Origin of the sequence: Pantoea sp. R13S299 (assembly GCF_048515925.1) — a bacterium.
Taxonomy (GTDB): domain Bacteria; phylum Pseudomonadota; class Gammaproteobacteria; order Enterobacterales; family Enterobacteriaceae; genus Pantoea.
The window spans coordinates 361981-388372 of the sequence record NZ_JBLYEF010000002.1 but is presented as its reverse complement, the minus strand read 5'-3'; the positions used below and the strand labels follow the sequence as shown (position 1 = coordinate 388372).

General features: G+C 58.6%; 22 protein-coding genes and 1 other annotated feature. Of the genes, 11 read left to right on the top strand and 11 right to left on the bottom strand.

Annotated features, from left to right (window positions below; all coding sequences use genetic code 11):
• The 4 genes from thrB to ACN1CO_RS12740 all read right to left on the bottom strand — a co-directional run bounded on the left by thrB (position 1) and on the right by ACN1CO_RS12740 (position 4440).
• Positions 1-930 carry a homoserine kinase gene (thrB, locus tag ACN1CO_RS12755; RefSeq protein WP_283546301.1) on the bottom strand — a complete coding sequence of 310 codons (930 nt, stop codon included), beginning with the start codon at positions 928-930 and terminating at the stop codon, positions 1-3.
• Between the two features lie 2 nt (positions 931-932).
• A complete protein-coding gene (gene thrA, locus ACN1CO_RS12750) occupies positions 933-3395 on the bottom strand; it encodes a bifunctional aspartate kinase/homoserine dehydrogenase I (RefSeq protein ID WP_419139249.1) in 2463 nt (820 codons plus the stop codon).
• Between the two features lie 26 nt (positions 3396-3421).
• Positions 3422-3540, bottom strand: a sequence feature (Thr leader region).
• Positions 3479-3547, bottom strand: coding sequence for a thr operon leader peptide (thrL, locus tag ACN1CO_RS12745; RefSeq protein WP_090964490.1), 69 nt, complete (start codon positions 3545-3547; stop codon positions 3479-3481). Its footprint overlaps the feature before it by 62 nt.
• Positions 3548-3735: 188 nt before the next feature.
• Positions 3736-4440 (bottom strand): tRNA/rRNA methyltransferase, encoded by a 705-nt coding sequence (locus ACN1CO_RS12740; protein ID WP_419139248.1) that lies wholly within the window; start codon positions 4438-4440, stop codon positions 3736-3738.
• 609 nt (positions 4441-5049) lie between these two features.
• On the opposite strand from ACN1CO_RS12740, the gene arcA reads away from it, so the two are divergent.
• Positions 5050-5766 (top strand): two-component system response regulator ArcA, encoded by a 717-nt coding sequence (gene arcA, locus ACN1CO_RS12735; RefSeq protein WP_009092239.1) that lies wholly within the window; start codon positions 5050-5052, stop codon positions 5764-5766.
• A 70-nt stretch (positions 5767-5836) separates the two neighbouring features.
• On the opposite strand, the gene creA is transcribed toward arcA, so the two are convergent.
• A complete protein-coding gene (gene creA, locus ACN1CO_RS12730; protein WP_090964162.1) occupies positions 5837-6310 on the bottom strand; it encodes a protein CreA in 474 nt (157 codons plus the stop codon).
• A 194-nt stretch (positions 6311-6504) separates the two neighbouring features.
• Between creA and robA the strand changes: the two genes are divergently transcribed.
• Positions 6505-7389: an MDR efflux pump AcrAB transcriptional activator RobA gene (gene robA, locus ACN1CO_RS12725; RefSeq protein WP_419139247.1), complete on the top strand. Its 885-nt coding sequence runs from the start codon at positions 6505-6507 to the stop codon at positions 7387-7389.
• A gap of 40 nt (positions 7390-7429) precedes the next feature.
• Here the strand turns inward: robA and gpmB are convergent, their stop codons facing one another.
• A complete protein-coding gene (gene gpmB / locus ACN1CO_RS12720) occupies positions 7430-8077 on the bottom strand; it encodes a 2,3-diphosphoglycerate-dependent phosphoglycerate mutase GpmB (protein ID WP_419139246.1) in 648 nt (215 codons plus the stop codon).
• A gap of 129 nt (positions 8078-8206) precedes the next feature.
• Between gpmB and yjjX the strand changes: the two genes are divergently transcribed.
• Positions 8207-8725, top strand: a complete 519-nt coding sequence (yjjX, locus tag ACN1CO_RS12715; protein WP_419139245.1) for an inosine/xanthosine triphosphatase — start codon at positions 8207-8209, stop codon at positions 8723-8725.
• On the opposite strand, the gene trpR is transcribed toward yjjX, so the two are convergent.
• Both trpR and sltY read right to left on the bottom strand, forming a co-directional pair.
• On the bottom strand, positions 8726-9046 hold the full coding sequence (trpR, locus tag ACN1CO_RS12710) for a trp operon repressor (RefSeq protein WP_419139244.1): 321 nt from the start codon (positions 9044-9046) through the stop codon (positions 8726-8728). It lies immediately after the preceding gene.
• A gap of 45 nt (positions 9047-9091) precedes the next feature.
• Positions 9092-11011, bottom strand: coding sequence for a murein transglycosylase (gene sltY, locus ACN1CO_RS12705; RefSeq protein ID WP_419139243.1), 1920 nt, complete (start codon positions 11009-11011; stop codon positions 9092-9094).
• Between the two features lie 269 nt (positions 11012-11280).
• Between sltY and atzF the strand changes: the two genes are divergently transcribed.
• The 8 genes from atzF to urtE all read left to right on the top strand — a co-directional run bounded on the left by atzF (position 11281) and on the right by urtE (position 22928).
• Positions 11281-13077 (top strand): allophanate hydrolase, encoded by a 1797-nt coding sequence (gene atzF, locus ACN1CO_RS12700; RefSeq protein WP_419139242.1) that lies wholly within the window; start codon positions 11281-11283, stop codon positions 13075-13077.
• Between the two features lie 2 nt (positions 13078-13079).
• A complete protein-coding gene (gene uca / locus ACN1CO_RS12695; protein ID WP_419139241.1) occupies positions 13080-16697 on the top strand; it encodes an urea carboxylase in 3618 nt (1205 codons plus the stop codon).
• 9 nt (positions 16698-16706) lie between these two features.
• Positions 16707-17408 carry a GntR family transcriptional regulator gene (locus ACN1CO_RS12690; RefSeq protein WP_419139240.1) on the top strand — a complete coding sequence of 234 codons (702 nt, stop codon included), beginning with the start codon at positions 16707-16709 and terminating at the stop codon, positions 17406-17408.
• A 27-nt stretch (positions 17409-17435) separates the two neighbouring features.
• Positions 17436-18704, top strand: coding sequence for an urea ABC transporter substrate-binding protein (gene urtA, locus ACN1CO_RS12685; protein ID WP_031292851.1), 1269 nt, complete (start codon positions 17436-17438; stop codon positions 18702-18704).
• Positions 18705-18801: 97 nt separating this feature from the next.
• Entirely contained in the window at positions 18802-20367 is a 1566-nt protein-coding gene (urtB, locus tag ACN1CO_RS12680; protein WP_419139239.1) for an urea ABC transporter permease subunit UrtB, read from the top strand.
• A complete protein-coding gene (gene urtC / locus ACN1CO_RS12675) occupies positions 20367-21440 on the top strand; it encodes an urea ABC transporter permease subunit UrtC (protein WP_419139238.1) in 1074 nt (357 codons plus the stop codon). Before urtB ends, urtC begins: the two co-directional genes overlap by 1 nt.
• Entirely contained in the window at positions 21437-22228 is a 792-nt protein-coding gene (gene urtD / locus ACN1CO_RS12670; RefSeq protein WP_419139237.1) for an urea ABC transporter ATP-binding protein UrtD, read from the top strand. Before urtC ends, urtD begins: the two co-directional genes overlap by 4 nt.
• 1 nt (position 22229) lies before the next feature.
• Positions 22230-22928, top strand: coding sequence for an urea ABC transporter ATP-binding subunit UrtE (urtE, locus tag ACN1CO_RS12665; protein ID WP_003854882.1), 699 nt, complete (start codon positions 22230-22232; stop codon positions 22926-22928).
• Between the two features lie 7 nt (positions 22929-22935).
• Here urtE and ACN1CO_RS12660 read toward each other — a convergent pair whose 3' ends face one another.
• The 3 genes from ACN1CO_RS12660 to rbsK are packed head-to-tail and all read right to left on the bottom strand — an operon-like array spanning position 22936 to position 26198.
• Positions 22936-23949 (bottom strand): aldose 1-epimerase family protein, encoded by a 1014-nt coding sequence (locus ACN1CO_RS12660; RefSeq protein WP_419139236.1) that lies wholly within the window; start codon positions 23947-23949, stop codon positions 22936-22938.
• On the bottom strand, positions 23946-25271 hold the full coding sequence (fucP, locus tag ACN1CO_RS12655) for an L-fucose:H+ symporter permease (protein ID WP_419139235.1): 1326 nt from the start codon (positions 25269-25271) through the stop codon (positions 23946-23948). The genes ACN1CO_RS12660 and fucP overlap by 4 nt, the downstream gene beginning before the upstream one ends.
• Before the next feature lie 9 nt (positions 25272-25280).
• Positions 25281-26198 (bottom strand): ribokinase, encoded by a 918-nt coding sequence (rbsK, locus tag ACN1CO_RS12650; protein WP_419139234.1) that lies wholly within the window; start codon positions 26196-26198, stop codon positions 25281-25283.
• Positions 26199-26392 lie beyond the last annotated feature (194 nt).

Here is a 26392-nt window from a genome sequence, read left to right as displayed (position 1 = left end):
TTATCCCAATTGTCGTGCGCCAGCCGTGTCGAGACGGCAGATATGGACGAAGCCTTCATCATTTTGCAGATAGTGCTGGCTCAGCCAGTCAGCCATCCGCTGTGCCGTTTCCATCTGATTGCAAACGGCGAAAAGTGTCGGACCAGAGCCGGAGATACCGCACGCCAGCGCGCCAATATCTTTAGCGGCCTGCCGCGCCTCGGCAAAGCCTGGCAGCAGCCGGGTCCGGTAAGGTTCGGCAATCACATCCTGCATAAGTTTAGCTGCCAGCTGCGGCTGACGCGTATGGCAGGCGTGAATGAAGCCGGCCAGCAAACGGCCATGCTTGATGCAGTCCTCTTTGCGGTACTGCGCCGGTAAAATGGCGCGCGCTTCTGCGGTTGACACTTTAATGCCCGGATAGGCCATCACCCACAGCCAGTCGTCAAAGCCCGGCACCGCCTGGCTGATGATGTCATTTTCCTGCAGCATCAGTTGAATGCCACCGAGGAAACAGGGAGCGACATTATCATAATGCACGCTGCCGGAGATCCGTCCTTCCAGCTCGCCCATCAGCGTCAGTAACGTGCTGTCGCTGAGTGGCTTGCCGCAAAACTCGTTCATCGCCATTAAACCGGCCACTACCGAGCAGGCGCTGGAACCCAGACCGGAGCCGATGGGCATATTCTTCTCCAGGGTCATCGCCACCGGGATCTCTTTGCCTACCGCCTCGCAGAAAAGCTGCCAGCACTGATAAACGATATTCTCTTTGGGATCGGCGGGCAGCTTACTGACAAAACGTCCGGCGTTGGTCAGTGAAAACTGCTCTGCCGCTTCCACGGAGACGCAGTCACCCAGCAGGGAGCCATCTACCGGCGATACCGCCGCGCCCAGCACATCGAAGCCGACGCTGACGTTGCCAATCGAGGCTGGTGCGTAAATTTTTACCATGATTAAACTCCCAACTTCCATGACAGCGTACGCAGCAGGTCGGCAAAGACACCGGCCGCTGTGACATCATTTCCTGCACCGTATCCGCGCAGCACCAGCGGAATCGGTTGATAGTAGCGGCTGTAAAACGCCAGGGCGTTCTCACCGTTTTTCACTTTATAGAGCGGATCGTTGCCGTCAACGGCGTCGATCTTCACTTTGCAGACGCCACCCTCTTCGATCACGCCAACGTAGCGCAGAACCTTGCCCTCATTCTGCGCCTGTGCAACGCGGTCGGCAAAGGCGTTATCCAGTTCTGGCAGACGCTGCATAAACTGCTCAACATCCTGGATTTCGGTCAGGCTGGCGGGCAGCAGCGGCTCGATCTCAATATCGCTCAGCTCCAGCTGATGACCTGCTTCACGTGCCAGGATCAGCAGCTTACGCGCCACATCGGTGCCGGCGAGATCGTCACGCGGATCGGGCTCGGTGAAGCCCATCTCACGCGCCATGTTAGTGGCCTGCGACAGCGAAACCCCTTCATCCAGCTTGCCGAAAATAAACGACAGCGAGCCAGAGAGGATACCGGAGAAGCGCAGCAGTTCATCACCCGCGTTCATCAGATTCTGCAGGTTTTCGATGACCGGCAGTCCGGCACCGACGTTGGTATCATAGAGGAATTTACGACGCGATTTGGCGGCAGCGGCGCGCATCTGCTGATAGTAATTCCAGGAGGAGGTGTTAGCCTTTTTATTCGGCGTCACCACGTGGAAGCCTTCGCTGAGGAAATCCGCATACTGATCGGCAACTGCCTGGCTGGAAGTACAATCCACAATCACCGGGTTGAGCAGATGATACTCTTTCACCAGACGAGTCAGACGGCCCAGATTAAACGGCTCTTTCGCTTCGGCTAATGCCGACTGCCAGTTGCTTAAATCGATGCCGTGGACGTGGGTTAACAGCGCATGCGAGTTAGCGATGCCGCAGACACGCAGGTCGATATGCTTTTTCTTCAGCCACGCCTGCTGACGATGCAACTGATCCAGCAGCGCACCGCCGACTCCGCCCACGCCGACCACAAACACTTCGATGACCTGATCGGTGGCGAACAGCATCTGATGCACTACACGCACGCCGGTGATCACTTCGTCATTGTTCACCACGACCGAGATTGAACGCTCTGAGGAGCCCTGCGCAATCGCCACGATGTTGATATTGGCGCGCGCCAGCGCCGAGAAGAACTTGGCTGAGATGCCGCGCAGGGTGCGCATGCCATCGCCCACAACCGAGATCACCGCCAGGTTTTCAATGATATCCAGCGGATCCAGCAGGCCATCTTTCAGCTCCAGATAGAACTCTTCTTCCAGCACATGACGCGCCCGCGCCAGCTCGCTCTGTGGCACGCAGAAACTGATGCTGTATTCGGAAGAGGATTGGGTGATGAGCACCACTGAGATACCGGTGCGCGACATCGCCGCAAAGACTCTGGCCGCCATTCCGACCATCCCTTTCATGCCGGGACCGGAGACGTTGACCATCGCCATATTATTCAGGTTGGTGATGCCTTTTACCGGACTTTCATCCTGTTCACCTTCGGCTCCAATCAGGGTGCCGGGTGCCTGTGGATTGGCAGTATTTTTGATCAGGCAAGGGATCTGGAACTGGGCAATCGGCGCGATGGTGCGGGGATGCAGCACTTTGGCGCCGAAATAGGAAAGCTCCATCGCCTCCTGATAGGACATCGACTTCAGCAGACGCGCATCCGGCACCTGACGCGGATCGCAGGTATAGACGCCATCCACATCAGTCCAGATTTCACAGCAGTCGGCCCGCAGACAGGCGGCCAGCACGGCGGCTGAATAGTCTGAACCGTTACGGCCCAGCACCACCAGCTCGCCACGCTCGTTACCCGCCGTAAAGCCAGCCATCAGGATCATGTTCTGCGGTGGGATCTGGCTCGCTTCGATGCGACGGGTTGATTCGGCGATATCAACCGTGGATTCGAGGTAGTGACCAATCGCCAGCAGTTTCTCCACTGGATCGATCACGCTGACTTCATGGCCGCGTGCCTGCAACAGCGCTTCCATGATCGCAATCGAGAGCTTCTCACCGCGACAGATAATCGCCGCGTTAACGCTGTCCGGGCACTGTCCCAGCAGGCTGATGCCGTGCAGGACCTGCTTCAGTTGCGCAAACTCCAGGTCTACGCGGGTTTTAAGTCGATCAAAATCAAAGCCCGGCTGTGCGTCAGCCAGTCCCTGTAGCAGCTCGCTGAAGATGCGCTCGGCGTCGCTGATATTCGGCAGAGCATCCTGACCACTGATGGTTTTTTCAATCATCGCCACCAGATGGTTAGTGATCTTTGCTGGCGCAGAGAGCACGGTTGCAACCTGTCCTTGTTGCGCATTACTTTCCAGAATGTCAGCGACGCGAAGAAAACGCTCCGCATTCGCTACCGAGGTCCCGCCGAATTTCAGCACTCGCATGATATAAACTCTCCTGAATTTAAGCCGAAAAAAAAGCCCGCACTGGTTAGGTGCGGGCTTTTTTTCTGTTTTTCCTGTATGCGTCAGCCCGCACCGTTACCTGGGGTAATGGTGGTGGTAATAATTGTGGTGTTCAGGCTGATTTTACGCATTTAGATTTATTTTCTGTCTGTTTTTGTCTGTCCGTCTTGCTTCCAGAAGTAAAGCAAAGCGCACGTTAAGTCAACCCGATTTGTCCGGCGGACAGATTTCAACCACTGCGCACAGCCACCGGTGAAACCGGGAAACGGTGTTCGATCGTTTGCGATGCAGAAATTCCCTGCGATCTGTTGCTATAAAATCAGCTTTTTGCCGAGGATTTATCTGTGAGTTTTTTTTCAATATCGTGCAGCAGACGATGCAGCATCGCACTGTCGCGCTGTTCCAGCAGGCCCACGCGCTGATCGATCCAGTCTGACAGCTTCTCATCATCACTGACCTCCAGTTGCGCCAGCAGCTGATGGAAACGCTGACGCAGCGCCTGCAGCTGCTGCCCATCGGCAGCCGACGCGACGGGTGCCTCAACCTGATTCAGCTTCGATAGCTGGTAACAGTAAACCATTACCGCCTGACCGAGATTCAGTGAGGGATAGTCATTCGCCATCGGGATGCCGGTCAGCAGGTCAACCTGCTCCAGCTCCTCATTGGTCAGTCCGCTATCTTCCCGGCCAAACACCAGCGCCATACTGTTGACCCACTGGCGCTTCTCCAGTAGCTGCGTTTCAACCTGCTCCGGTGTGGCATAGTAGCGAAACTTTGCCCGGCTGCGCGCGGTGGTCGCCACCGAAAAATCGATATCTGCTAACGCGTCGGCCAGGGTTTCAAAGGTCTGAACGTTATCGAGAATCTCGCCAGCACCATGCGCCACCCGACGTGCAGCGGGATCCTGCCAGGCGTCGCTGGCAACAATGCGAAGCTGGCTGAATCCCATGGTTTTCATGGCACGCGCCGCAGCGCCGATATTTTCTGGCCGCGCGGGCGAGACGAGAATCAGGGGAAAAAGCATATTTATTCCATTGGTCCATTTACATAACGCCATATTAACATGGCTGTTAATGATTCAGGCGTCAGAAGCTAATAAGAAAATCTTGTGTTAACGATGTTAAAACCGGGTAAAACTCATGGCCCGAATCTTTTTATCACTGAAACCATGCTTATTAAAGAAAACATTATTTATTCATTTAACTTCAACGGGATAGAATGTGATTTCCAGCGGGTTTTATTTTGGCTTGCCTGCATTAAAAATGTAACGAAAATGGTGCTTTTTGTGAGCTAAACAGGCAATCTGCGAGAAGTTTTTCACAAAAGTGTTAACGTGCTACAATTGCATTTGATATAAGTCAACGAAGCGTTGTTTTTATGCTTATCGGTTGTAGTTGGTGCTGTTAGGTTGCTGTTAATACAGTTAGGATATGCGCCATAATCATTAACGCCCGGGGCATGCAATTTTCATCCTGACTGGCTGAGCTAATACTGTTGTTGACGTTGATAGATGGCTTATCAAAATATGATTTCGTACAACGGTTCTGCGCGGCCCACCGCTCTCGATGATGGAGAACGCCATACCGCTGTACGCCCTGTTTTCAATTTGTTGGCAAATTTTAGGTAGCTAAACATGCAGACCCCGCACATTCTTATCGTTGAAGACGAACTGGTCACGCGTAATACCCTCAAGAGTATTTTTGAGGCGGAAGGTTATGTGGTGTATGAGGCGACTGATGGTGCTGAAATGCATCAGGTGCTGACCGACAATGACGTTAACCTGGTCATCATGGACATCAACCTGCCCGGTAAAAACGGCCTGTTGCTGGCCCGTGAACTGCGTGAGCAGGCCAATGTCGCCCTGATGTTCCTGACCGGCCGTGACAACGAAGTCGATAAAATTCTTGGTCTGGAAATTGGCGCCGACGACTACATCACTAAACCGTTTAATCCGCGTGAGCTGACTATTCGTGCCCGTAACCTGCTGTCGCGCACCATGAATCTGGCGATGCCAGGTGAAGAGCGCCGTCAGGTAGAAAGCTACAAATTCAATGGCTGGGAGCTGGATATCAATAGCCGCTCACTGATCAATCCCAATGGCGAGCATTACAAACTGCCACGCAGTGAGTTCCGCGCCATGCTGCACTTCTGCGAAAACCCGGGCAAGATTCAGACCCGTGCTGATCTGCTGAAGAAAATGACCGGCCGCGACCTCAAGCCACACGATCGCACCGTCGATGTCACCATCCGTCGTATTCGCAAGCATTTCGAATCCACACCGGACACGCCAGAGATCATCGCCACCATTCATGGTGAAGGTTATCGCTTCTGCGGCGACCTGCACGAATAAGCAGTGCCAGATGCAGCGAATAAAAAACGCCCCTGCGGGCGTTTTTTTTGTCCTCATTATGACGGCAGCGTTAATGCCACGGCATAATCGGCACGGCGCTGAGCGCATTTTTCGGAGAGCCATCGACCACTTTATCGGAGTAAGTCAGGTACACCAGAGCGTTGCGCTTTTTGTCGAAGAAGCGTACAACCTGCAGCTTCTTGAAGATTAAAGAGGTGCGCTGGCGGAATACCACTTCCCCCTCCGCTTTGCCCTGCGCAATTTTATCACTCAGTTCGACCGGCCCCACCTGCTGACAGGAAATGGCGGCATCAGAGGTATCTTCTGCCAGACCCAGTCCGCCTTTGATACCCCCGGTTTTCGCCCGGCTGATATAACAGGTTACATTTTTAACGTCCGGGTCATCGAACGCTTCAACAACAATCTTGTGGTCAGGCCCGAATATCTTGAACACCGTATCAACAGAGCCAATCTGTTCGGCAAACAGCGGGCTGGAAAAGGTCAGCGTGGTCAGCGCAGCGATCATAAGACGACTTATTGTCATGGAGTTACCATTGCAAATGGAATAGATGAGAATGTAATGTACTGTTAATCGAATCAATGACCAAACCAAAACGGGTTTTAGCCCGTACTGATTTAGCACAACCTTCCCCGAGAAACGGCCCACGTCTTTTGAGCAATGAGTGCTAATATTCTTCGAATGCTTTTAGCTGTACCACCAGAGTATGAGGATGTTTTATGGACCAAGCCGGTATCATTCGCGATTTGCTTGTCTGGCTGGAGAGCCATCTGGATCAACCCCTTTCACTGGACAACGTTGCCCAGAAAGCCGGTTACTCTAAATGGCATTTACAGAGGATGTTCAAAGACGTGACCGGACACGCAATCGGCGCCTATATCCGTGCCCGTCGTCTGTCTAAGGCCGCCGTGGCGCTGCGCCTGACCAGCCGCCCGATTCTGGACATCGCACTTCAGTATCGTTTTGATTCACAACAAACTTTTACTCGCGCATTCAAGAAACAGTTTGCTCAGACACCAGCCTGGTATCGTCGCTCTTCCGAATGGAACTCGTTCGGTATTCGTCCCCCGATTCGTCTGGACGATGAGACGCAGCCGGAACCGGCTTACGTCACCCTGCCGGAAACAGTGCTGGTAGGACAAACCCAGAGCTACACCTGTATTCTGGAGCAGATTTCCAGCTACCGCGACGAAATGCGTATGCACTTCTGGAAGCAGTTCCTGCTGGAGACCGACACGGTGCCACCGGTGCTGTATGGCCTGCATCAGGTGCGAGCCAGCCAGGATAAAGATGACGAGCAGGAGATTCTCTACACTACTGCGGTACCTGCTGACAGCGCGGCCAATCTGCATTCCGGCCAGAACGTTATTCTGGAAGCGGGCGATTACGTGCAGTTCACCTACACCGGTCCGCGCGTCAATCTGCAGGAATTTATCCTGCTGCTCTACGGCACCTGTATGCCGACGCTGGGGCTGACCCGTCGTGAGGGACAGGATATCGAACGCTTCTATACCCATGGCGGTAAAAAGCTCGCTGAGCCACCGACTGAGATCCGCTGCGAATATCTGATTCCGATTCGCCGCCAGCAGGCCGAAGCCAGCTAATTTTAAAGCTGCCGTCATCGCGACGGCAGCTTTAACGCAATCAGCGCTGCAGCTCGTCGAGCGAAGGCGCATCCAGATGAGAAATATCCCCCGCCATCTCCACAATCCAGCCTTTTGCCAGCCAGGCACTCTCCTGATAATCGACCCGCGAAAGTGAGCAGTTGCGCAGACGCAGGCGACGTTCCGCATAGGCGGGCAGACCCAGAATCGTACTGACCAGCGATCCCAGCGCCATACCGTGGCTGACCAGCAGCGGACGACTGCCAGCAGGCAGATCGAGACAGGTATTCAGCGCGGCATGCATACGCGTCGCCATCTCCGTCATCGACTCCCCTTCAGGAATACGGCCGCCTTCGGTGCCGTTGACCAGCGCGGCGCGCCACTGCTCTTCTTCAGCCGTTAAGCCATCAAGCGGGCGCTTTTCCAGCACCCCCATATTCAGCTCACGCAACCGCGCATCAAGCGTCACTGAGCAACCGCAGGCATCCGCGATAATCTCGGCGGTGCGGCGCGTACGCCCCAGATCGCTGGCAATAATATGCGTGATGCCCAGATGCTTCACGCGCTCACCCACCTGCCAGGCTTGTTGCTCACCTTTTTCCGTCAGCGGACTGTCGGACTGACCCTGAATGCGTCGTTCCGCATTCCATACCGTTTCACCGTGACGAACAAGATAGACCTGTAACATGTTAGTTTCCGTTATACTGCGACAAAAATCGCTTTAGACACTGTCCCATCAGGCGTCCTTGTTGCAGGCATTCCGGACACAGACAGCGCGATGGGCCAGGCACTTAATCACCTGAGGGTTCAATCAATTATGTACCATGTTGTCGCAGCCACAACCAACCCAGCGAAGATTAACGCGATTGCTCAGGCTTTCAGCGACGTTTTCGGCGAGGGATCCTGCCATATTGAAGGGGTCGAGGTCGATAGCGGCGTTGCAGCACAACCGTTAACCCATCTCGAAACGCGAACGGGCGCACGTCAGCGCGTGATGAATGCCCGGCAGGTCCGGCCTGAAGCGGCGTTCTGGGTGGCCATTGAGGCGGGCATCGAAGATGACAGCGCGTTTGCCTGGATGGTGGTGGAAAATCAGAAGCAGCGCGGCGAATCGCGATCGGCCAGTTTTACCCTGCCGCCGGTGGTGCTGGCGGGTCTGCGTGAAGGCCGCGAACTCGGCGAAGAGATGGCGCGGTTAACCGGCATCGACAATATCAAACACAAGGGTGGCGCAATCGGGGCGTTCACGAACGGCCTGCTCAGCCGCTCCAGTGTCTATCATCAGGCACTGATTCTGGCGCTCTGCCCGTTCGTCCATCCGCTCTATCAGCAGTAATCAGGCGCGTCTGAGATGCGCTTCCAGCCAGCGTTTCAGCTCCGGCGGCGCCTCTTTAAGGCTATTCGATCCACGGGTAATCGTCGCGATGCCGACGCCGAGCTCATTTTTAAGCTCGCGCTGGCTCATCTCGCCGTTCATTAACTCTTCGATAATCCGCAGACGGGTGCCAAAAGCTTCCCGCTCATCGGGCGTCATCATCAGCTGCATCAGGGGCAGTGCATGGCCATCAGCAAAGGCCTGCTGCATCAGCACGACAAAGCGCTGCCAGCTATCTTCTGCCGGATGTGCATCGGTAGAGGGAGAATCAGGATGGGTCATGAAGAGGCTTCCGTACTCACTAAAGAGTACGGAAGCTTAGCACAGCTAGTAACGGCGATTCCACTCAGCATCTGACAGGATCTTGTCAGGCTTGCCCATGAAGTAACGATAGTAGGCGTCATACGCCAGCACACTCTTCACGTAGCCGCGCGTTTCAGAGAACGGAATGGTCTCGATAAATGCCACGGCGTCGAGATTGCCCGCACTGGTTTTCAGCCAGCTTCGCACCCGGCCAGGGCCGGCGTTGTAGGCCGCAGAGGCGAAGATCCGGTTCTGGTTGAACTGCTGATAGACATACTCCAGATACTGCGTGCCGATCTGGATATTGGTTTCCGGATCAAGCAGCTGGCTGGTGTTACTGTAGCCAGGAATGTTGTACATCTTCACAGTATGCGCCGCCGTAGCAGGCATAATCTGCATCAGACCACTGGCACCGACCGGTGAACGTGCTTTCGGGTTCCAGGCGCTCTCCTGACGCGAAATCGCCATCGCATAGCTTGGCGGAATCTGCTTCACCTCGGTGTTGCGCTCATAGACGCTCTGCCACGCCAGCGGGAAACGCTCTTTCAGGCTGTCCCACATTTTGGCGGTGATCGTCGCCTGTACGCTAAGATCCCACCAGTCCTGCTCATTGGCGTAGCGCGCCAGCATCTGCTGCTGCGTGTGCGTCCGGCTGCCGATCAGATTGCTCCACTCGCTGCGTGCCAGGTTATCCAGCCCCCAGTACATCAGCTCGCGAACGCGGGCCAGTTCTGGTCCCTGAATAGTGGCGCTGTCAGGCTTCGGCGCTTCATCAATCTGCAACGGGTAGTCAACGCCCAGCCGCTGTGCCGCCACCATGGGATAGAAGCCACGCTCCTTCATCAGCTTGCGCAGGATCTCTTCGGCTTCCTCTTTACGATCTTTCTCAAACAGCAGATCGGCCTGCCAGTATTGCCACTCATCTTTCTCTTTGGCTTCCAGCGGCAGACGGGCGATCCAGGTGTTCAGGCCGCGTCGGTCATGCTGAGAGAGCGCCAGTCGCACCCGGCGTTCCACCAGCGCGGTAGATTCACTGTTCATCACCACCGCATCGCGCCAGCGCGACTGCTCAGAGGTGAGATCGCTGCCCATCATGCGCCAGACCACAATCTCCTTCAGCGCCTGCTCATCTTCCGGTCCCATCTTCTGCGCCCGGACCAGAATCGGAATCAGGCTACGGGCATTTTCAATGTCCTGCCGCGCCACACGCGTAAAGGCGTAAATCGTGGCCTGGCGGGTGAAGTCGGTTGGTCCGACGGCGCTGGCAAATGAACTGACCGTTAACGGGTCCTGCTGCAGGGTCTGTATCGCGTCAGACATGGTCTGATAATCGGCAGGCAGCGTTTTCGCCAGATAGCTCACCAGGCTGTCGTTGCCGGCTTTCATTGCCAGCCGGATACGTTCCAGGATAGTAATAGGCGAAATCTGACCGGAAGCCTGCCAGACAGAGAAGAGCTTATCGCAGTCCGCGGGCAGCGCCGTGCCGCGCAGCCAGATCTGCTTCGCGCCGTCAAACGCGGCCTGCTGCTGACCGGTGGCCCATTTGGCGTAATACCAGTTACAGCGCGCCTGCACCGGCTTGGGTTCGGTCGGGCTGAAGTTCAGCACGCCCTGCCAGTCCTGTCGGTAAGCCAGCACGTTGATAAAGCGGGTGCTGAGCGATCGGGCCGGTGGCAACGTCGGATACTGGCGAATAAAATTCTGTACGGCCAGGGTAGTTTCCTGATCGAGATCCTGAGCCAGCAGACGATATTGCAGATAAGGATAGAGCGGATAGTCCTGTAGCGTAGGCAGCAGCTGATCCACGGTGGCCATCTGGTTACTGTCCCAGGCCTGTTTAATTTGTTGATAACGTTGCCGTTGTTGATCAATCGAATCGGCCCATGCGCTGCTGGCCGTTCCGGCCAGGCAGATCCCTATCATCCAGTTACGCCACTTCACCACGTAAATCTCCTCTGTTGCTGGGGCCGGCGAGTTGCCAGACAGTATTCATGCTAACCGGGCCATCGGACTCTTGCCATGTTCTTCACAAAATTTACGCACACAGACATTAAACGCACCGTCATCGCTCAGCGTGCGCGCCGTGATTGTGCAAATTATCATCAGAAAATCTTATCACCGAACCTATTAAACTGTTGAATCATCGCGTTAAAAAAGTGGCACAGCCTTTGCTCTGTTGAATTCCATCTTGTATACCAGCTGGAATTCTTCCTATGACTTCAACTATCGGCCTGACGCTTTCCGCCTGGCAACAGCGCTATCAGCAGGCTCCGCAACAGATTAGCGCACTGCTGAGCGCACACCTGGCGGCTCTCGACACCCGTGATAATGCCTGGATCTATCTGGCGACGCCGGAACAGTTAGCGGCACAGATTGAACCGCTGCTGGCGGACTACCAGCGCGACCCCGGCTCACTGCCGCTGTTTGGTGTGCCTTTCGCCGTTAAAGACAACATCGATGTGGCGGGCTGGCCGACCAGTGCCGCCTGCCCCGCCTTTACCTATACCGCCAGCGAAGATGCGGTTGCCGTCGCCCGGCTGAAAGCCGCTGGCGCAGTCGTCATCGGCAAAACCAATCTCGATCAGTTCGCGACCGGTCTGGTCGGCACCCGCTCGCCGTTTGGTGCGGTCAGTAATACCTTTGACGCGGATTACGTCAGTGGCGGCTCCAGCTCCGGCTCCGCGTCGGTGCTGGCGCGCGGGCTGGTCGCCTTTTCACTCGGCACCGATACCGCCGGTTCGGGCCGCGTACCGGCGGGTTTCAACAATATTGTCGGACTGAAGCCGACCAAAGGCTGGTTCTCTGCACGCGGCGTAGTGCCCGCCTGTCGCCTCAACGACACCATTTCGGTCTTTGCGCTGACGGCAGAAGATGCGTTTAGCGTTGCCAGCGTCATGGGTGGCTATGACGCCGGTGATGCTTATTCGCGAGTGAATCCGCGCACCGCTCCGGCCAGCCTGCCGGTTCATCCCCATTTTGCTGTCCCGGCGAACCCGGAGTTTTTTGATGATGCTGCCGCCGAAGCGGCATGGGATCAGGCACTGGAAGGATTACAGGCGGGCGGCGCGACGCTGCACCCTATCGACTTCACCCCATTCCGGAAACTGGCTGAACAGCTCTATTACGGCGCCTGGGTCGCTGAACGCACCGCAGCGGTAGGTGGAATGCTCGATCGCCCGGCGGAAATGGACCCGGTGGTACATGAGATCGTCGCCAGTGGCCTGAAATACAGCGCGGTCGATGCCTATAAAGCCGAGTATCTGCGGGCCGAACTGACGCGCCAGATTCAGGATACGCTGGCAAAGTTTGATGCGCTGGTGGTGCCAACCTCGCCTACTATCCACACCCTTGAGGAGATGAAGCAGGAGCCGATTCACTTCAATTCGCAGTTCGGCACCTATACCAACTTCACGAATCTCGCCGACCTCTCTGCCCTGGCGCTGCCCGCGCCGTTCCGCAACGACGATCTCCCGGCAGGCATCACGCTGATTGCACCAGCCTGGCACGATCGCGCGCTGGCTGAGTTTGGCATTCGCTGGCAGCAGCAGCTCGCTCTGCCGCTGGGCGCGACCGGCCTGCCGTGCCCGACCCGGCGCGCCACGCTGCCCGTCTCACCCGGCCATGTCCGGCTGGCGGTAGTCGGCGCGCACCTCACCGGCATGCCGCTTAATTTCCAGCTCACCGAACGCAATGCCGTCTGGGTCGAAGAGACGAAGACCGCGCCACACTATCGCCTGTTCGCCCTGCTGGAGGGCGCGATCAAAAAGCCCGGCCTGATGCGTGACGATCAGGGTGCGGCGATCACCGTGGAGCTGTGGGATATCCCGGTCGCGCGCTTTGGCGAGTTTGTGGCGGAGATCCCCGCCCCGCTGGGTATCGGCAGCCTGACACTGGCCGATGGCCGCATTGTTAAAGGCTTTATCTGCGAAGGCTCAGCGCTGAAGAGCGCGCTGGAAATCACTGAGACGGGCGGCTGGCGCAACTGGCTGGCATCACAGGGGAGTCACTGATCATGTTCACTACCGTACTGATTGCCAACCGCGGCGAAATTGCCTGTCGCGCCATCCGCACCCTGAAGCGCCTCGGCGTGAAAAGCGTCGCGGTCTATTCCGACGCTGACCGCAACGCGCAGCACGTAAAGCAGGCGGATATCGCTATCGCGCTGGGCGGCGAGAAAGCCAGCGACAGCTATCTGCGCATCGACAAAATTCTGGCGGCGGCTCAGCAGAGCGGCGCGCAGGCGATCTGGCCCGGCTATGGTTTTCTTTCCGAAAGTCAGCCGTTTGCCGAAGCCTGCGACGCGGCGGGTATCGCTTTTATCGGCCCCACCGCGCAGCAGATTGGTGAGTTCGGCCTGAAGCACCGCGCCCGTGAGCTGGCAGCCAGTGCGGGTGTCCCGATGACGCCAGGCACACCGCTGCTTGCTTCGCTGGAAGAGGCGCTGCAGGCAGCCGATAAGATTGGCTATCCGGTGATGCTGAAAAGCACGGCGGGTGGTGGTGGCATTGGCCTGACGCGCTGCGCCGACGCCGGGGCGCTCGCCAGCGCCTGGGAGAGCGTGCGCCGTCTTGGCGAGCAGTTCTTCAGTGATGCAGGCGTGTTTCTGGAGCGCTGTATCGATCGCGCCCGCCACGTTGAGGTGCAGATTTTTGGTGACGGCAAAGGCAAAGTGGTGGCGCTGGGCGAGCGTGACTGCTCACTGCAGCGCCGCAATCAGAAGGTGGTGGAAGAGACGCCTGCGCCCGGCCTCTCGCAGGCCACGCGTGACGCCCTGCTCGCCTCGGCAGTGCGGCTCGGCGAGCGGGTGAACTACCGCAGCGCAGGCACCGTGGAGTATATCTACGACGTCAGCCAGCAGGCCTTTTACTTTCTCGAAGTGAACACCCGCCTGCAGGTGGAGCATCCGGTCACCGAATGCGTCACCGGACTCGATCTGGTGGAGTGCATGTTGCAGGTGGCGGCGGGCGATGCCGTGGACTGGTCACGTCTGCAGCAGGCTCCGCAGGGCGCGGCCATTGAAGTGCGGCTCTACGCGGAAGATCCGCTGAAGAACTTTCAGCCCAGCCCCGGCCTGTTAACCGGTGTCACCTTCCCGGACGGCGTGCGGGTCGACAGCGGCATCGAAACCGGCAGCGAGGTCTCCAGCTTCTACGACCCGATGATCGCCAAGCTGATTGTGCATGCCGACACCCGTGATGCGGCGCTGGAAAAACTTCACCATGCGCTGGATGCGACTCAGTTGCATGGCATCGCCACCAACCTCGACTATCTGCGCCAGATCACCAGCAGCGACGCCTTTCGCAGCGGCAACGTCTGGACGCGCTATCTCGACAGCGTTGTCCCTGCCGCCTCCGTGGTGGAAGTGCTGCAACCCGGTACCTTCAGTTCGGTTCAGGACTATCCTGGCCGCCTCGGCTACTGGGATATCGGCGTGCCGCCTTCCGGCCCGATGGATGACTTCGCGTTCCGGCTGGCGAACCGCATCGTCGGTAACCATGAGTCGGCCGCAGGCCTGGAGTTTACCCTGCAGGGACCGACGCTGCGTTTCCACTGTGATGCTATTGTGGCCCTGACCGGCGCGGACTGCGACGCCACGCTTGATGGCGAACCGGTCAGCGACTGGCAGCCGCTGACGGTGAAAGCGGGACAGACTCTGGCACTGGGACGCGCCCGCCACGGCTGCCGCAGCTATCTGGCGGTGCGCAACGGCTTCGACGTGCCGGAATATCTGGGCAGCCGCAGCACCTTTTCGCTGGGACAGTTTGGCGGTCACGCCGGTCGTACTCTGCGGGTTGCCGATATGCTGGCGATCTCCCGGCCTGAACGGGCAGCCTGCACCACGCCAGCCCCGGTCAGCGACCCGCAGCCGCTCGATGCGGCGCTGATCCCGCACTACGGCACCGAATGGCGCATCGGCGTGCTCTATGGCCCGCACGGCGCACCAGATTTCTTCACCCAGGCCGCCATCGACGAGTTCTTCGCCAGCGACTGGCAGGTGCACTACAACTCCAACCGTCTCGGCGTGCGGCTGGTCGGCCCAAAACCGACCTGGACCCGCGCCAACGGCGGCGAAGCGGGCCTGCATCCCTCTAACGTTCACGACTGTGAATATGCTATCGGCGCGGTCAATTTCACCGGCGACTTCCCGGTGATTCTGACGCACGACGGCCCGAGCCTCGGCGGTTTTGTCTGTCCGGTGACCATCGCCAAAGCCGAGCTGTGGAAAGTGGGCCAGGTCAAACCTGGCGACACCATCCGCTTCCACCCGATTACAGCAGACGATGCGCTGGCGCGGGAAAAAGCGCAGATGCACCTGATTGAAACCCTGCGGCCGGAACATCCACCGACCTTTGCCGTGCCGTCGCTGGCCGAAACCGCCCACGGCTCCGCCACGATTCTGGCCGCCATTGAGGCCACCGGCAGCACGCCGAAAGTGGTCTATCGCCAGGCGGGCGACAAATATGTGCTGATTGAGTATGGCGATAACGTGCTGGATCTGGCGCTGCGTCTGCGCGTGCACCTGCTGATGAATGCGCTGACGGCGCAGGCGGAGCCAGGCGTGGAGGAGCTGTCGCCGGGCGTGCGCTCACTGCAGGTGCGCTACGACAGCCGCATCATTCATCAGTCCGCGCTGATGTCACTACTGCTGGCGCTGGAGGCGACGCTGGGCGATGTCAGCACGCTGAAAGTCCCGTCACGCGTGGTATGGATGCCGATGGCGTTTGAAGACAGCGCCACGCTGGGTGCGGTCAGCCGCTATCAGGAGACGGTGCGTGCCAGTGCGCCCTGGCTGCCAAACAATGTGGACTTTATCCAGCGCATCAACGGCTTAAGCAGCCGCGATGAGGTGCGCGACACCCTGTTCGACGCCAGCTATCTGGTGCTGGGGCTGGGCGATGTCTACCTCGGCGCGCCCTGCGCCGTCCCGATCGATCCGCGCCATCGCCTGCTGAGTTCCAAATACAGTCCGGCACGCACCTTTACCGCCGAAGGCACCGTCGGTATCGGCGGCATGTACATGTGCATCTACGGCATGGATTCACCCGGCGGTTATCAGCTGGTGGGCCGCACGCTGCCCATCTGGAATACCTTCCTGAAAAATCCGCAGTTCGCGGCCGATGCGCCGTGGCTGCTGCGCTTCTTCGATCAGGTGCGCTTCTATCCGGTGAGTGAAACCGAGCTGAACCAGCTGCGCGAAGATTTCCGTGAAGGTCGCGCCAGCCTGCGTATTGAAGAGACGCAGTTTGATTTTGCCGCCCACCAGCAGTTCCTCGCCGACCACGCCGTTGAGATTGCCGCGTTCCGCCAGCGCCAGGCCACCGCCTTTGAAAAGGAAGTGCAGCTCTGGGCGCAGGAAGAACAGAACGCGCCAGCGGCGGAAGAGGCGCAGGCCAGCGTCAGCGCGGAGGAGGAAGCCGGGCTGGCGGTGCAGGCGGATCTCAATGGCAACATCTGGAAAGTGCTGGTACAGCCGGGCGATGAGGTCAGCGCCGGACAGACGCTGATAATCGTCGAGGCGATGAAGATGGAGCTGGCGATTGTCGCGCCGCAGGCTGGTCGGGTAACGCGGATCGCCTGTCAGGCGGGCCGCCCGGTCAGCCCTGGCGATAACCTGCTGTGGCTGGAATAAGGAGCGCTGATGACAACCCAACCTCAATCCCCTAAAGCGCGCCCGGAAGCACTGGCCGAACGGGTCTATCAGGCGCTGAAGGCCGATATTTTCGCCTTTCGCCTGATGCCGGGCGACCGGTTCAGCGAAAGCGAAATCGCCGGACGGATGGCGGTCAGCCGCACGCCGGTGCGCCAGGCGCTGTTCCGGCTGGAGCGCGAAGGCTTTGTCGAAGTGTGGTTCCGCAGCGGCTGGCAGATTAAAAACTTCGATTTCGCCTGGTTCGAATCGCTCTATGACCTGCGCACCGTGCTGGAGTGCGAGGCGGTAAAACGCCTCTGCGCCCTGCCCGCGCCACAGTGTGCCGCGCTGTTACACGAACTGAATCAATTCTGGTGTGAGGCGGAGGCGCTCACCGAAGGTCTGGTGGTATCGCAACATGACGAAGCGTTTCACATGGCGCTGGTTGCGGCCGCAGGCAACCCGGAGATGGCGCGCATTCACGCCGAACTCACCGAGAAGATCCGCATTATCCGTCGGCTCGACTTCACCCGCGACGACCGCATCTGTGCGACCTATCAGGAACATGCCGAAATTTTACAGGCGATTTTCAAGCAGCAGACAGGCGAGGCGCAACGCATCCTGACCGATCACATCGCCGTCAGTAAGGCGGAGGTCAGGAAAATCACCCTGCACCGCCTCCAGCAGGCCCGGCTCCAGCTCACCGAATAACATAACAACCACTCAGGGGTTTAAATGATGAAAAGACGTTCGTTGATCAAAGCTTTCGCCCTCTCCGCTACCGTTGTCAGTATGGGTTTTGCCTGGAGTGCGCAGGCGGCTGACACCATCAAAGTGGGGATCATGCATTCGCTCTCGGGCACCATGGCGATTTCTGAAACGCCGCTGAAAGATGTGGCGCTGATGACCATTGATGAGATCAACGCCAAAGGCGGCGTGCTGGGGAAAAAGCTGGAGCCGGTGGTGGTCGATCCCGCCTCTAACTGGCCGCTGTTTGCCGAGAAAGCGCGGCAGCTGCTGACGCAGGATAAAGCGGCGGTGGTATTTGGCTGCTGGACCTCGGTGTCGCGCAAATCGGTGCTGCCGGTGTTTGAAGAGCTGAACGGCCTGCTGTTCTATCCGGTGCAGTATGAAGGTGAAGAGATGTCACCCAACGTCTTCTATACCGGCGCTGCGCCTAACCAGCAGGCGATTCCGGCCGTAGAGTACCTGATGAGCGAAGATGGTGGCAGCGCAAAACGCTTCTTCCTGCTGGGCACCGACTACGTCTATCCGCGCACCACCAACAAGATCCTGCGCGCCTTCCTGCACAGCAAAGGCGTGGCCGACAAAGATATCGAAGAGGTCTACACGCCGTTTGGTTATAGCGACTACCAGACCATTGTCTCCAACATCAAAAAGTTTGCGGCAGGCGGTAAAACCGCGGTGGTTTCGACCATTAACGGCGACTCCAACGTACCGTTCTACAAAGAGCTGGCGAACCAGGGCATCAAAGCCACGGATATTCCGGTGGTCGCCTTCTCCGTGGGCGAAGAGGAGCTGCGCGGTATCGACACCAAACCGCTGGTGGGCCAGTTAGCGGCCTGGAACTATTTCGAGTCGATCGATAATCCGACCAACGCGAAATTCGTCGCCGATTACCGCGCTTACGCCAAAGCTCACAACCTGCCGAACGCCGCCACCGTCGTGACCAACGACCCTATGGAAGCGACTTATGTCGGCATTCATATGTGGGCGCAGGCAGTGGAAAAAGCGGGCACGACGGATGTGGACAAGGTGCGCGCGGCGATGGCCGGTCAGACCTTTAAAGCGCCGGATGGCTTTACCCTGACCATGGACCAGACCAACCATCATCTGCATAAGCCGGTCATGATTGGCGAAGTGGAAGAGAACGGCCAGTTCAGCGTGGTGTGGCAGACCGATCAGCCAGTGCGTGCGCAGCCGTGGAGCCCGTACATTGCCGGTAACGACAAGAAGCCCGATCACCCGGTGAAGACCGCGCAGTAATCGCGCGTTGCTGATGAGACAGCGTCACCCGCTGTGAAGCGGCAGCACGCCAGGTCATCCGACTGCCGTGCTGACCTCCCCAAACGAGGCTCTTTTTATGAATCTATGCCGCTGCTTTTTCAGCCTGCTCCTGCTGCTGCCGCTGTTTGCCAGTGCCGGACCGGCGGCAGACTTTGCCGCCGCCAGCCGCAGCCAGCAGGCCACGCTGCTGCAACAGTGGGCCGCCGCGCCGGACAGTCATCGCCTGCCGCTGCTGGAAGCACTGAATGCCGAAACCGTAGTCATCGACCAGAACAAACAGCCGTTCAGCCAGCAGGGTTCGACGCTGCAGCCGCTGGATGCGGTGGCACAGCCCACGGGCAACCTGAAAAAGCTGTTTATGAACAATCGTCTGCGCGTGCTGGTTAACAACGCGCTGGCCGCTCACCAGTTGGTGAGCAGTGATTCTGCCCTGCGTCTGCGCGCGGCGCAGCTACTGCAAAATGAAGGTGCCGCCGACCAGTTGCCGCTGCTGGAACAGCGTCTGGCCGCCGAACAGGACAGCCGCGTTCACGCCGCATTAGCGCTGGCGCTGGCGAATCTGCAACTGGCGGATGGCGAGCCAATGGTGCGTCTGCGGGCGGTGAAACTGCTGGGCGAATCCAGCGATCCCAATACCCAGGCCAGTCTGCAACGCCTGACCCAGCCGGCGAATGAGCCGGACGCCACGGTGCGTGCAGCCGCGGCGGAGAGCCTGCAGCAGATTCAGAAGCGACTGATGTGGGGCGATCTGCTGGGACAGGCATTCAGCGGCCTGTCGCTGGGCTCCATCCTGCTGCTGGCCGCGCTGGGCCTGGCGATCACCTATGGCTTGCTTGGGGTGATCAACATGGCGCACGGGGAAATGCTGATGCTCGGCGCGTACGCCACATGGTGGGTCCAGAGCCTGTTTCAGCAATTTGCACCGGACTATTTAGCCTGGTATCCACTGCTGGCGCTGCCGGTCGCCTTTATGGTCACCGCCGCCATCGGCATGGCGCTGGAGCGCACCATCATCCGCCATCTCTATGGCCGTCCGCTGGAGACGCTGCTCGCCACCTGGGGGATCAGCCTGATGCTGATCCAACTGGTGCGGGTGCTGTTCGGGGCGCAAAACCTGGAGGTGGCGAATCCGTCGTGGCTCTCCGGCGGCTTACAGCTGCTGCCCAATCTGGTGCTGCCGTGGAACCGCATCGCGGTGATCCTGTTTGTGGTGTTTGTGCTGGCGCTCACCTGGCTGCTGTTGAACCGGACCCGCCTTGGCATGAATGTGCGCGCCGTGACCCAGAACCGCGCCATGGCGGAGTGCTGTGGCGTGCCGACCGGGCGCGTCGATATGCTGGCGTTTGGCCTCGGCTCGGGCATTGCCGGACTGGGCGGCGTGGCGCTGTCGCAACTGGGTAACGTCGGACCCGAGCTGGGCCAGGGCTACATCATTGACTCGTTCCTGGTGGTGGTGCTGGGTGGCGTCGGCCAGCTGGCGGGCACCGTGGTTGCCGCGTTCAGCCTGGGCATTCTGAACAAAGTGCTGGAGCCGCAGATTGGCGCGGTGCTGGGTAAGATCCTGATTCTGGTGATTATCGTGCTGTTTATTCAGAAACGTCCGCAGGGCCTGTTTGCGGTTAAAGGAAGGGTGACTGACTGATGACGCAACCTATCACGCTTCGCGTGGCGCGCACCGCGCCGCGCCTGACGATCAGCATTGGCCTGGCGATTACCCTGGCACTACTGGTGATGCCGTTTCTGGCGCTGCTCCCCGCCTCGCATCCGCTGGCGATCTCCACTTATACCCTGACGCTGGTCGGCAAAATCCTCTGCTATGCGGTGGTCGCGGTAGCGCTCGATCTGGTGTGGGGCTACGCCGGACTGCTGTCGCTGGGTCACGGCCTGTTCTTTGCATTGGGCGGTTACACCATGGGCATGTACCTGATGCGCCAGGCCGCCGGTGAGGGCTTGCCCGCCTTTATGTCCTTTCTCTCCTGGCGTGAGCTGCCCTGGTTCTGGACCGGCACGGAATACTTCGCCTGGGCGCTCTGTCTGAGCATGCTGGTGCCGGGCCTGCTGGCGCTGGTGTTTGGCTTCTTCGCCTTTCGCTCGAAGATCAAAGGCGTCTACTTCTCCATCATGACTCAGGCGCTGACCTACGCCGGTATGCTGCTCTTCTTCCGTAACGAAACCGGTTTTGGCGGCAACAACGGCTTCACCGGCTTTACCACCCTGCTCGGCTTTTCGGTGACGGCGACCGGAACCCGCATCGGGCTGTTTATCGCCACGGTACTGCTGCTGTTGCTGAGCCTGGTGATTGGCTTCGCCCTGGCGCGCAGCAAGTTTGGCCGGGTGCTGACGGCAGTGCGGGACGCCGAAAACCGCCTGATGTTCTGTGGTTACGACCCGCGTGGCTTCAAGCTGTTTGTCTGGACGCTCTCCGCCGTGTTGTGCGGCCTGGCCGGGGCGCTCTACGTGCCGCAGGTGGGCATTATCAACCCGGGCGAGATGTCACCGGCTAACTCGATTGAAGCGGCGATCTGGGTGGCGCTGGGCGGACGCGGCACGCTGATTGGCCCGCTGCTGGGCGCAGCGATTGTTAACGGCGCACGCAGCTTCTTCACCGTCGCCTTCCCCGAATACTGGCTCTTCTTCCTGGGACTGATGTTTATCCTGGTCACGCTGTTTCTGCCGCACGGCGTGATTGGCCTGCTGCGCCGGAGGAAAAAATGAGTGATGCCCTGTTTACCCAACCCCAGCTGGCGGATCGCCACCGGGCGCAGCGCGATCCGGTGCTGCAACTGGAGAAGATCAGCGTGTCGTTTGACGGCTTCCGGGCGCTGACCGATCTGTCGCTGCAGATCGGCGTCGGTGAACTGCGCTGCGTGATCGGTCCCAACGGCGCGGGCAAAACTACGCTGATGGATGTGATTACCGGCAAAACCCGGCCCGACGCCGGCCGGGTGATCTACGACCAGAACAGCGATCTGACCCGTCTTTCACCCGTCGAGATCGCCCGCGCCGGCATTGGCCGTAAGTTCCAGAAGCCCACGGTGTTTGAGGCGTTAACCGTGTTCGAGAATCTGGAGATCGCGCTCAAAGCCGATAAATCGGTCTGGGCCAGCCTGCGCGCCCGCCTCAGCAGCGAACAGCGCGATCGGATTGATGAGGTGCTGAAACTACTGCGGCTGGGCGGCGAACGCCAGCGGCGCGCGGGTCTGCTATCGCACGGCCAGAAGCAGTTTCTGGAGATCGGCATGCTGCTGGTGCAGGAGCCGCATCTGCTGCTGCTGGATGAACCGGCCGCAGGCATGACCGACGCAGAGACGGCCTACACGGCCGAGCTGTTTCGCAGCCTGGCGGGCAAACATTCACTGATGGTGGTGGAGCATGATATGGGCTTTGTGGAGACCATCGCCGACCATGTCACCGTGCTGCATCAGGGACAGGTCCTGGCCGAGGGTTCGCTGCGCGAGGTTCAGGCTAATGAACAGGTTATCGACGTTTATCTGGGGCGCTGAAATGTTACAGGTTACTGAACTGAATCAATATTATGGCGGCAGTCACATTCTGCGCGGCCTGTCATTTGAGGTTAAGATTGGCGAAATTACCTGTCTGCTGGGGCGCAATGGCGTGGGGAAAACCACGCTGCTGAAGTGCCTGATGGGGCTGATTCCGGCGAAGTCAGGCGAGATTCAGTGGCAGCAGCAGCGAATGAATGGTCGAAAGCCGCACCAGCGGGTGCAGGCGGGCATCGCCTATGTGCCGCAGGGGCGGGAAATCTTTCCGCGTCTGACGGTGGAAGAGAACCTGCTGATGGGCCTGTCACGCTTTCCGGCTGCGCAGGCGCGTGAAGTGCCGGAGGAGATCTATCAGCTCTTTCCGGTGCTGCTGGCGATGAAGTCACGCCGGGGCGGCGATCTCTCTGGGGGTCAGCAGCAGCAGCTGGCGATCGGCCGTGCGCTGGCCTGTCGGCCCCAGCTGTTGATCCTTGATGAGCCGACCGAAGGGATCCAGCCCTCGGTGATCAAAGAGATCGGCGCGGTGATCCGCCAGCTGGCGCAGCGCGGCGATATGGCGATCCTGCTGGTGGAGCAGTTTTATGACTTCGCAGCGGAGTTGGCGGACAGCTATCTGGTGATGTCGCGCGGTGAGATCGTGCAGCGTGGCCGCGGCGACACCATGGAAGCAGAGGGTGTGCGCGGCCTGGTGGCGATTTAAACCCGGCTCAGAGCAGGCCGGTCTCGACAGAGAAGTGGCGCTGTTCGCCGCTCGCCAGGGTGATCAGGGTACCGGCCTGCTGCGCGGCAAGAAAGCCCTCTGGCCGACAGGTGGCGGGCAGAATGTAGGCCGCCACCTGCTGATCGTGGTTATGCAGTAGCCAGCGGGTCGCGTGCGGGAACTGCGCGGTAGAGAAGCGCGTCATCAGCGCATAGCCCTGCGGCGAATGCAGCTCAAACTGCACGTCATCGCCATAGTGCGGCAGATCGTCCGCGAAGAAGACGATCTCCGGATCGCAGAGCTGTGGCTGATCGAGCTGCTGTAACGCCTGCGGATCGCGCGCCAGCTGATCCGTGTAATCCCGCCAGGCGGGCGTTGGTCTCAGGTGCGCCGGGATCGAGCGTCGCAGCTGAAATGCTCCTTCAGGAATCGACTGCCGGAAGCGTCCCTGATCGATCCACGCGCTGTTGAGGTGACACATATACTGCAACGGCATCGGTGCACCGGCGAGATTCGTCACCGTCATCTCTATCGTCAGACGGGGCCGATCGGCCTGAATGCGGACGGCAGGTGCCGCAAGGTAGTGATGGCCGAAGCCTTTAACATATTCACACTCTCCTTCCAGCGACAGCGTCTGATCGTCCAGCACCAGCCAGGCGCTATCCATGCGGGCGCAGGCCATTTCACCGTGCAGCGGATGATCGTCCTCTGGCGCGGGACAGCCGTTAGCCACCAGCCCCGAATGAAACGCAAAACAGCCATAGGTGTCGATGATCGAATTTGCGGGCAGCGGCTGTTTAAAGCTGTGGCCCATGGTCAGGTTGTGATCGTCGAACTGCACGTCCCAGATCATCTGTCCGAGAAATGGCAGCACGGTCACGCTGCCGCGCCGGTTGTGAATGCACACCGCCTCAATGCCCGCCGGATAGCGAAACAGCTCAACCCGGAAGTCATCGCTCTCTAATAGCACCCATGGCGTGGCGTGAAACTGGTCACGCGCTAAGGGTAAACGGGTTTTCATGGTAACTCCTCCACCAGACGACCAGCGGCAACCGGCTGTTTTTTATGGCGCAGTTCGCCATAGAAGTAGAATCCGACCCAGGCGAAACAGAGCAGCGAAACGCCAAACGCCAGCTGCATTGAGCCCAGAGTGTCAGACACCAGCCCCTGCAGCGCCGGGATAAAGGCCGCGCCGACAATTGCCATCACGATAAACGCGCCTGCCACTTCGGTGTATTTATTATCGACCGTCGCCAGCGTCCCGGCGTAGATCGTTGCCCAGCAGGGGCCAAACAGCACGCTGACAAAAACAGCGGCGTATACGGCGGTAAAGTTCGGCACCAGCATCACATAGGCCAGCGTCAGCACGCCCAGCACCGAATAGGCAATCAGCACTTTCTCGGCACGGAAGCGGGTCATCAGGAAGTTCGCCACGAACTTGCCGATAAAGAAGCAGACAAAGCTGTAGATCATAAAGTTAGAGGCGTGACGTTCATTGGCCGCCCCGAGTGTCAGCGCCAGACGAATGGTAAATGACCAGACCGCCACCTGCATGCCGACATAGAGGAACTGGGTCACAATGCCGCGCTTAAAGTGACGATTAGCGGCCAGATAGCGGAAAGTCTCGCCCAGCGATGGCCGGGATTTCTCATTACTCTCAGGTTTGCAGCGCGGATAGCGGGTGAACATAAACAGCAGCATCACAACCACCAGCACCATCACCAGATATTTGTAAGGCTCCAGCGTGTGCTCCAGCATTGTCAGGCGGAAGGCATGTGCCTGCTCTGCTGTCATCGTCGCCATCTGACTCTCCAGGCTGTCGCCGTCCTGGAACACCAGATATTTACCCAGCACGATCCCCATCAGCGCACCAATCGGGTAGAAGGTCTGGCTGACGTTGAGGCGCAGCGTCGCATGGTCGCGATGACCAATCATCGAGCTGTAGGTATTGGCTGCGGTTTCCAGGAAACTCAGGCCGATGGCGATGGCAAAGATCGCTGCCAGGAACATGGTGTAGGTCGCCATGTGCGAGGCGGGATAAAAGGCGATGCAGCCCGCAATATAGAGCGCCAGGCCGATCATAATCGCCATCTTGTAACTGGTTTTGCGGATCACCAGCGAAGCGGGGATCGCAATCAGAAAATAGCCGCCATAAAAGGCGCTCTGCACCAGCGCACTGGCAAAGTCGCTCAGAGCGAACACGCTTTTAAACTGGGTGATCAGGATATCGTTGAGACTCGCCGCACAGCCCCAGAGCGGAAAGAGGCACGACAGCAGAATGAACTGGAACAGCGGCGTTTTATTCAGATAGCCATCAGATTGCTGAACAATTTTCTGTTGCATAGCAGAACCTCAGTTACGGTTGAGAAAACGCTGGAAAGCCTCGGCGTCGGGATATGCACACTGCGTGCCGCGCCCGGTGACGCTGCAGGCGGCATAAGCAGAAGCCTGAGTCATGGCGGCGGCGACATCGCCGGTTTTCACCAGCAGATACGCAAAGCAGCCGATAAAGGCATCACCCGCGCCGCTGGTATCGATCGCCTGAACCGGTGTTGCTGCCACGCGATGCACCTGGTCACCACTCATCCAGACCGATCCCCGGCTGCCCAGGGTGATGATCAGATTTTTAAGGCCGCGCTTCAGCAGCGACTGTCCGGCGAGAATCACCTCTTCATCGGTGCTGACCGGCAGGCCAGTGAGGATCTCCAGCTCTGTTTCGTTGGGCATAAAGAAGTCGCATTTGCAGGCGTAGTGAATATCGAGCGTGGCAACGGCCGGCGCCGGATTGAGGATCACTTTGATCTGATGCTGGCGGGCAAAATCAATAGCGTAATAGACCGTCTCCAGCGGGATCTCCAGCTGCAGGATGATCAGTTCACAGGCTTTCAGCGCCTCTGCCGCGTCGTCGATATCGGCGGGTTTCAGCTGCTGGTTGGCACCTTTGATAATCAGAATGCGGTTCTGCGACTGGTCATCGACAAAAATCGGTGCCACGCCGCTGGAGGTGCCCGATGCGGTGGTGACATAGCGCGTGTCCACGCCCTGCTGCTGCAGATTAGCCACGGTGTTAGGAGCAAAGAGATCGTCGCCGACCTTACTGACCATCATCACGCTGCCACCCATCTTCGCGGCCGCAACCGCCTGGTTAGCGCCTTTACCGCCGCAGCCAATGGCAAAGTCGGGCGCTTCAAGGGTTTCGCCCGCTTTCGGCAGGCTGTTGGTATAGGTAATCAGATCGACCATGTTTGAGCCGATGACCGCAATTGTCATGACGAACCTCCCCGATGTTTTTCGCACTTAAAATGTTATTAAAGTAACAATAACCTTTCCTAAAGGTTAAATATGTGACAAAAACCACATCCTGAAGCGGTGAGAATTCGCGGTAAGCGGTATGAGAGGCGATTTGAAGTGTTACTATTATAACAAGATAACATCATGGGCCGTGGCGGCTGAGAGACGTGATC

Excerpts from the sequence above, each read along its gene's own strand:
- arcA (WP_009092239.1), top strand. The coding sequence starts at position 5,050 with ATGCAGACCCCGCACATTCTTATCGTTGAAGACGAACTGGTCACGCGT.
- ACN1CO_RS12740 (WP_419139248.1), bottom strand. The coding sequence starts at position 4,440 with ATGCTTTTTCCCCTGATTCTCGTCTCGCCCGCGCGGCCAGAAAATATC.
- urtC (WP_419139238.1), top strand. The coding sequence starts at position 20,367 with ATGACGCAACCTATCACGCTTCGCGTGGCGCGCACCGCGCCGCGCCTG.
- urtB (WP_419139239.1), top strand. The coding sequence starts at position 18,802 with ATGAATCTATGCCGCTGCTTTTTCAGCCTGCTCCTGCTGCTGCCGCTG.
- ACN1CO_RS12690 (WP_419139240.1), top strand. The coding sequence starts at position 16,707 with ATGACAACCCAACCTCAATCCCCTAAAGCGCGCCCGGAAGCACTGGCC.
- thrA (WP_419139249.1), bottom strand. The coding sequence starts at position 3,395 with ATGCGAGTGCTGAAATTCGGCGGGACCTCGGTAGCGAATGCGGAGCGT.
- yjjX (WP_419139245.1), top strand. The coding sequence starts at position 8,207 with ATGTACCATGTTGTCGCAGCCACAACCAACCCAGCGAAGATTAACGCG.
- gpmB (WP_419139246.1), bottom strand. The coding sequence starts at position 8,077 with ATGTTACAGGTCTATCTTGTTCGTCACGGTGAAACGGTATGGAATGCG.
- trpR (WP_419139244.1), bottom strand. The coding sequence starts at position 9,046 with ATGACCCATCCTGATTCTCCCTCTACCGATGCACATCCGGCAGAAGAT.
- ACN1CO_RS12660 (WP_419139236.1), bottom strand. The coding sequence starts at position 23,949 with ATGAAAACCCGTTTACCCTTAGCGCGTGACCAGTTTCACGCCACGCCA.
- uca (WP_419139241.1), top strand. The coding sequence starts at position 13,080 with ATGTTCACTACCGTACTGATTGCCAACCGCGGCGAAATTGCCTGTCGC.
- rbsK (WP_419139234.1), bottom strand. The coding sequence starts at position 26,198 with ATGACAATTGCGGTCATCGGCTCAAACATGGTCGATCTGATTACCTAT.
- urtE (WP_003854882.1), top strand. The coding sequence starts at position 22,230 with ATGTTACAGGTTACTGAACTGAATCAATATTATGGCGGCAGTCACATT.
- atzF (WP_419139242.1), top strand. The coding sequence starts at position 11,281 with ATGACTTCAACTATCGGCCTGACGCTTTCCGCCTGGCAACAGCGCTAT.
- urtA (WP_031292851.1), top strand. The coding sequence starts at position 17,436 with ATGAAAAGACGTTCGTTGATCAAAGCTTTCGCCCTCTCCGCTACCGTT.
- creA (WP_090964162.1), bottom strand. The coding sequence starts at position 6,310 with ATGACAATAAGTCGTCTTATGATCGCTGCGCTGACCACGCTGACCTTT.
- fucP (WP_419139235.1), bottom strand. The coding sequence starts at position 25,271 with ATGCAACAGAAAATTGTTCAGCAATCTGATGGCTATCTGAATAAAACG.
- thrB (WP_283546301.1), bottom strand. The coding sequence starts at position 930 with ATGGTAAAAATTTACGCACCAGCCTCGATTGGCAACGTCAGCGTCGGC.
- urtD (WP_419139237.1), top strand. The coding sequence starts at position 21,437 with ATGAGTGATGCCCTGTTTACCCAACCCCAGCTGGCGGATCGCCACCGG.
- robA (WP_419139247.1), top strand. The coding sequence starts at position 6,505 with ATGGACCAAGCCGGTATCATTCGCGATTTGCTTGTCTGGCTGGAGAGC.